This window comes from Amycolatopsis sp. SID8362, from assembly GCF_010550475.1.
GTDB classification, from domain to species: Bacteria; Actinomycetota; Actinomycetes; order Mycobacteriales; family Pseudonocardiaceae; genus Amycolatopsis; species Amycolatopsis eburnea.
In genome coordinates, this window is sequence record NZ_JAAGNB010000193.1 from 1 (window position 1) to 4,890 (window position 4,890).

4 protein-coding genes are annotated in these 4,890 nt (G+C 71.1%); 3 read left to right on the forward strand and 1 reads right to left on the reverse strand.

Annotated elements, in window-relative coordinates; genetic code table 11:
* A partial coding sequence (locus G3I65_RS07095) for an HU family DNA-binding protein (protein ID WP_160695374.1) occupies positions 1–423 on the reverse strand: 423 nt, incomplete at its 3' end.
* Between the two features lie 558 nt (positions 424–981).
* On the opposite strand from G3I65_RS07095, the gene G3I65_RS07100 reads away from it, so the two are divergent.
* From G3I65_RS07100 to G3I65_RS07110, 3 genes are all read left to right on the forward strand, one after another.
* Positions 982–2,724, forward strand: a complete 1,743-nt coding sequence (locus G3I65_RS07100; RefSeq protein WP_160695375.1) for an ATP-binding protein — start codon at positions 982–984, stop codon at positions 2,722–2,724.
* Positions 2,725–2,760: 36 nt separating this feature from the next.
* Positions 2,761–3,921, forward strand: coding sequence for an exonuclease SbcCD subunit D (locus G3I65_RS07105; protein ID WP_160695376.1), 1,161 nt, complete (start codon positions 2,761–2,763; stop codon positions 3,919–3,921).
* Between the two features lies 1 nt (position 3,922).
* Positions 3,923–4,890 (forward strand): AAA family ATPase (locus G3I65_RS07110; RefSeq protein ID WP_166639778.1); only part of this gene is annotated, 968 nt, incomplete at its 3' end.

Genomic DNA, 4,890 nt, shown 5'->3' on the forward strand with positions numbered 1-4,890 from the left:
GCGCGTGGTGGCCGGCTTGGCGGCGGCCGCCCGCGTGGTGCGGGTGGTGGTGGCCTTGGCCGGGGCCGCGGCGGCCTTGGTGGCGGTCGCGCGGGTCGCCGTGGCGGCGGTGGCGCGCTTGACCGGGGTGGCCTTCGGCAGCTTCTTCGAGCCGGAGATGACGTCCTTGAACGTGGTTCCGGCGCGGAAGGCGGGCACGTTGGTCTTCTTGACGCGCACGGCCTCGCCGGTACGCGGGTTGCGCGCGGTGCGGGCGGCGCGGGCGCGCTTCTCGAACACACCGAAGCCGGTGATGTTGACCTTCTCGCCCTTGTTGACCGTCCGGATGATGATGTCCACCAGACCGTCGACGGCCTGCGAAGCCACCTTCTTGTCGCCCAGGCGCTCCGACAGCGCCTCGATCAGCTGGGCCTTGTTCGTCATTCCAGTCCTCCATAGTGGAACTACTAGTCACGGCCCATCTCGGCCGACACTGCACACGGTATTACCAATACCGCACAAAATCCAACCGGGGGTCGAAATATTTCCTTGTACGGGGGCGGGTTCCGCCTCTCGGACGTCCTTCGCCGGAGAGGGCCCGGTCGGCAGCCCTGACCCCGCGCACGGCTCTGAGCAGGCAAAACAGGGGTTCTGCGCCGTCCACTGTGGTCGTCCATATAGGACCCGAGGGCCATTTGGAGAACTTTCGCCACGACACGCCGGGAGTTGCCCGTTCCCGCCGTGTGGCGGGGGCCACGCGGGCGCCGGATCCCGCGCAGCGGCCCGGGTTCGGCGTCTCCGGACCCCCGCGGCGACCGCGCCGCCGGGCGCGGGAATGGGTTCTGCGGCGGCAAAAGGATCTTCCCCGAAGGGTGAACTCACTCGTTCGGCGCAGTCTTGCCCGGCCGTGACATCCCGGGTCAACGCCGTGTTGGCCGCGGGACTGTCGGTGCCGCGGGCTAGTCTGCCGCGGGAGGAACACCCGCGCGGACAGGGAGAACCGTGGACCAGGAGACGCTCACCACCGTGGTCGGACGGGTGGCAGGCACCGAAGACTCGACGCCGCTGCAGTTCTGCGTGGCCATCGACCCGGAAGCCTATCTGCAGCTCGACGACGTCGTCGTGACCCGGCGGGACCTGCCGGGGCTCGGGAAAGTCACCTCCTACGGCGTGGTCACGCAGGTGAGCGCGCGGCACGAGGGCGCCAGCTTCGGCAGCGACGTCTTCCTGATCTCCGACGGCGTCCTGCCCGCGCAGGTGCAGGAGATCGCCGAGATCGCCACGACCCGCGTCGAACCCGAGTGCTACGTCCCGCCGAAGCCGGGGTCGGTCGTCGAGCGCGCCAAGGGGGAAGATCGCGCGCAGGCGCTGTACTTCGACAACATGACCCGCCAGGTGGCGGTCGGCCTGGGCCGGGACGGCGAACCCGTCTACCTCAACATGGACTTCCTCGACGGCACGCGGGGCGCGCACGTCAGCATCAGCGGGGTCTCCGGCGTGGCCACGAAGACGTCGTTCGCGTTGTTCCTGCTGCACTCGATCTTCCGCGGCGGCGCGCTGCCCAACGCCCACAACGCCAAGGCCCTCGTCTTCTCGGTCAAGGGCGAGGACCTGCTGTTCCTCGACACCCCGAACGTCCACCTCGACGAGAAGCTCAGGGACGAGTACCTCAAGCTCGGCCTGCCCGCGGAGCCCTTCGCCTCCGTCGGGTTCTACGCGCCGCCGACGCCGTCGGACACCACGGGGAAGCCTTACGTCACCGGGCGCACGTCCGGCGTCGGCGCGTTCTGGTGGACCATCGCGGAGTTCTGCGCGAAGGACCTGCTGCCCTACGTCTTCGCCGACGCCGAGGACGAGCGCAACCAGTACACGATGGTCATCCACCAGGTCGCGAACCGGTTGCGGCTGGACAGCACCCCGGCGGGCAAGGACGGCGCCGCGAACGTCGACGGCGTGCTGTGCCGCACCTACGCCGAACTCGTCGACGTCATCTGCGACCGGGTCACCGACGAGGAAACCCGCGCGAGCTGGGCGGGCGCGGTCACCGGCGCGGGCACGGTCAACGCCTTCATCCGCCGCCTGCGCTCCAGCCAGCGCGCGCTGTCGGGCCTCATCCGCGGCGACCTCGCCGACCACCCCGCGCGCTCGCTGTCCACGGAGAACCAGCAGGTGACCGTGGTGGACATCCACAACCTCGTCGAGCGCGCGCAGCGGTTCGTCGTCGGTGTGACGCTCGCGGCGGAGACCGCGCGCAAGGAAGCCGCCGGCCCGGGCGGGTTGCTGTTCACCATGCTGGACGAGCTCAACAAGTACGCGCCGCGGGAAGGCAGCAGCCCCATCAAGGAGGTGCTGCTGGACATCGCCGAGCGCGGCCGCTCCCTCGGCGTCATCCTGATCGGCGCGCAGCAGACCGCGAGCGAGGTCGAGCGCCGGATCGTCAGCAACAGCTCGGTGCGCATCGTCGGGCGCCTCGACGCCGCCGAGGCGTCGCGGCCCGAGTACGGCTTCCTGCCGCAGAGCCAGCGGGTCCGCGCGACGCTCGCCACGCCGGGCACGATGTTCGTGAGCCAGCCGGAGATCCCGGTGCCGATCGCCGTCGGGTTCCCGTTCCCGGCCTGGGCCACGCGGCTTTCCGAGGCCGGCCAGGTGCCGGTGAAGACGGCGACGGCGAAGAAGGCCGATCCCTTCGCCGGCCTGCCGTCGGGGAGCGCCGACCCGTTCGGTGACGACCCGCCTCCCTTCTGAGCCTCACCGCCCGCTATCCGAACGGAAGGACGAAGTGTGAAGTTCCTGCACACCTCCGACTGGCACGTCGGCAAGACGCTCAAGGGCCGCAACCGGCTCGACGAGCAGCGCGCGGTGCTCGGCGAAATCGTCCGGATCGCGCGGAAGGAGGAGTTCGACGCGATCCTCGTCGCGGGCGACCTGTACGAGACGTCGGCGCCCTCGGCCGCCGCGCAGGAGCTGGTGGTGCAGGCGCTGATGGCGCTGCGCGACACCGGCGCCGAGGTGCTGGCCATCGCCGGGAACCACGACCACGCCGCGACGTTCGAGGCTTACCGGCCGCTGCTGCGCAAGGCGGGCATCCACCTCACCGGGAACCCGCGGCCGGCCGCGGACGGCGGGGTCGTGTCGTTCGACGCGCGTTCGACGGGCGAACGCGTCAACGTCGCCGTGCTGCCGTTCCTTTCCCAGCGCTACGCGGTCCGCGCGGCCGAGCTCATCACGGGGACGCCGGCGGACAACGTCGGCGAGTACGACCAGCGCGTGCGCGACATCCTGGAACACCTCAAGGAAGGCTTCACGCCGGGCGCGGTGAACCTCGTCATGGCGCACCTGACGGTGACCGGCGGCGCCATGGGCGGCGGCGAGCGCGCGGCGCAGTCCATCTTCGAGTACCACGTGCCGGCCACGGCGTTCGGCGCCGATCCGCACTACGTCGCACTCGGCCACCTGCACCGCCGCCAGTCGCTGCCCGCCGCGTGCCCGGTGCACTACAGCGGTTCGCCGTTCGCGGTCGACTTCGGCGAGCAGGACAACACGAGCGTCGTGCTGTCCGTCGAGGTTTCGCCGACGACGCCGGCGAAGATCACCGATGTCCCGCTGACCTCGGGGCGGCGGCTGCGGACCGTCCACGGCACGGTGGCCGAGCTGATCGGCCGCGCCGAGGAGTTCGGCGAGGACTACCTGCGCGTCTACGTCCGCGAAGCGACCAGGGCCGGGCTGCGCGAGGAAATCCAGGAAGCCCTGCCCCACGCCCTGGAAATCCGCATCGACCCGGAGTTCGCCGCGCCGGTCACGACCTCGGGCGGCGACCGCGCGATCGCGGACCGCTCACCGGGGGAGCTGTTCGCGTCGTACTGCGAAGAGCGGACCGTCGAGGACAAGCGCGTCCAGTCGCTGTTCGCGCGGCTGCACGACGAAGAGACGAGCGGGGTGTGACATGCGGCCAGTGCTGCTGGAGATGACCGGGTTCGCGTCCTTCCGCGAGAAGACCGAAATCAGCTTCGCGGACACGGACTACTTCGCGCTCGTCGGGCCGACCGGCTCGGGCAAGAGCACCGTGATCGACGCGCTCACCTTCGCCCTCTACGGTTCCGTCGCCCGCTGGGACCACGAAGGCCTGGTCGCGCCCGCGCTCGCGCCGACGGCGAACCGCGCGACCGTGCGGCTGGTGTTCGACGCCGGGGGCACGCGCTACCACGTCGTGCGGGAAGTCCGGCGCAGCGGCGGGAAGAAACCCACGGTCAGCGTCAAGAACGTGCGCCTGGAACGGCTGATCGACCCGGCCGCGCTCGGCGGCCCGGAAGACGACGCCGACCCGGTCGCCGCGGACTCCGAGGTCACCCCCGCGGTCGAGCGCCTGCTCGGGTTGACGTTCAAGCACTTCTGCACCTGCGTGGCGCTGCCGCAGGGCGACTTCGCCGAGTTCCTGCACGCCAAGGCCGCCGACCGGCAGAAGATCCTCATCAAGCTGCTGGGCCTGGAGGTCTACGAGCGGATCGGCCGCCGCGCCGGGGTCACCGCGGAACAGCAGAAGCAACGCGCCGCCGTGCTGACCGAACAGCTGGGCAGCTACGCCGACGCCACCGAAGAAGCCGTCGAAGCGCTCGCCGCGCGGATGACCGCCCTCGCCGAGCTGGACGCGCGCGTGACCGCCGCGTTGCCGGGGCTGAACGACGCGACCCGCGCGCACGACGAAGCCCGGCAGCGCGTCGCCACGCTGACCAAGGAACTCGGCGTCCTGGACGCGCTGGAACGCCCGGACGGCGTCGAAGACCTCGAATCCCGGCGCCAGGCCGCGGCGGACGCCGTGACGGCCGCGCAGGCCGGGCTGGAAACCGGCGAGACGGCGGACGAAGCGGCGCGGGCCGCGCTGGCCGCCGCGCCGGACCGGAGCGGGCTCGAGCG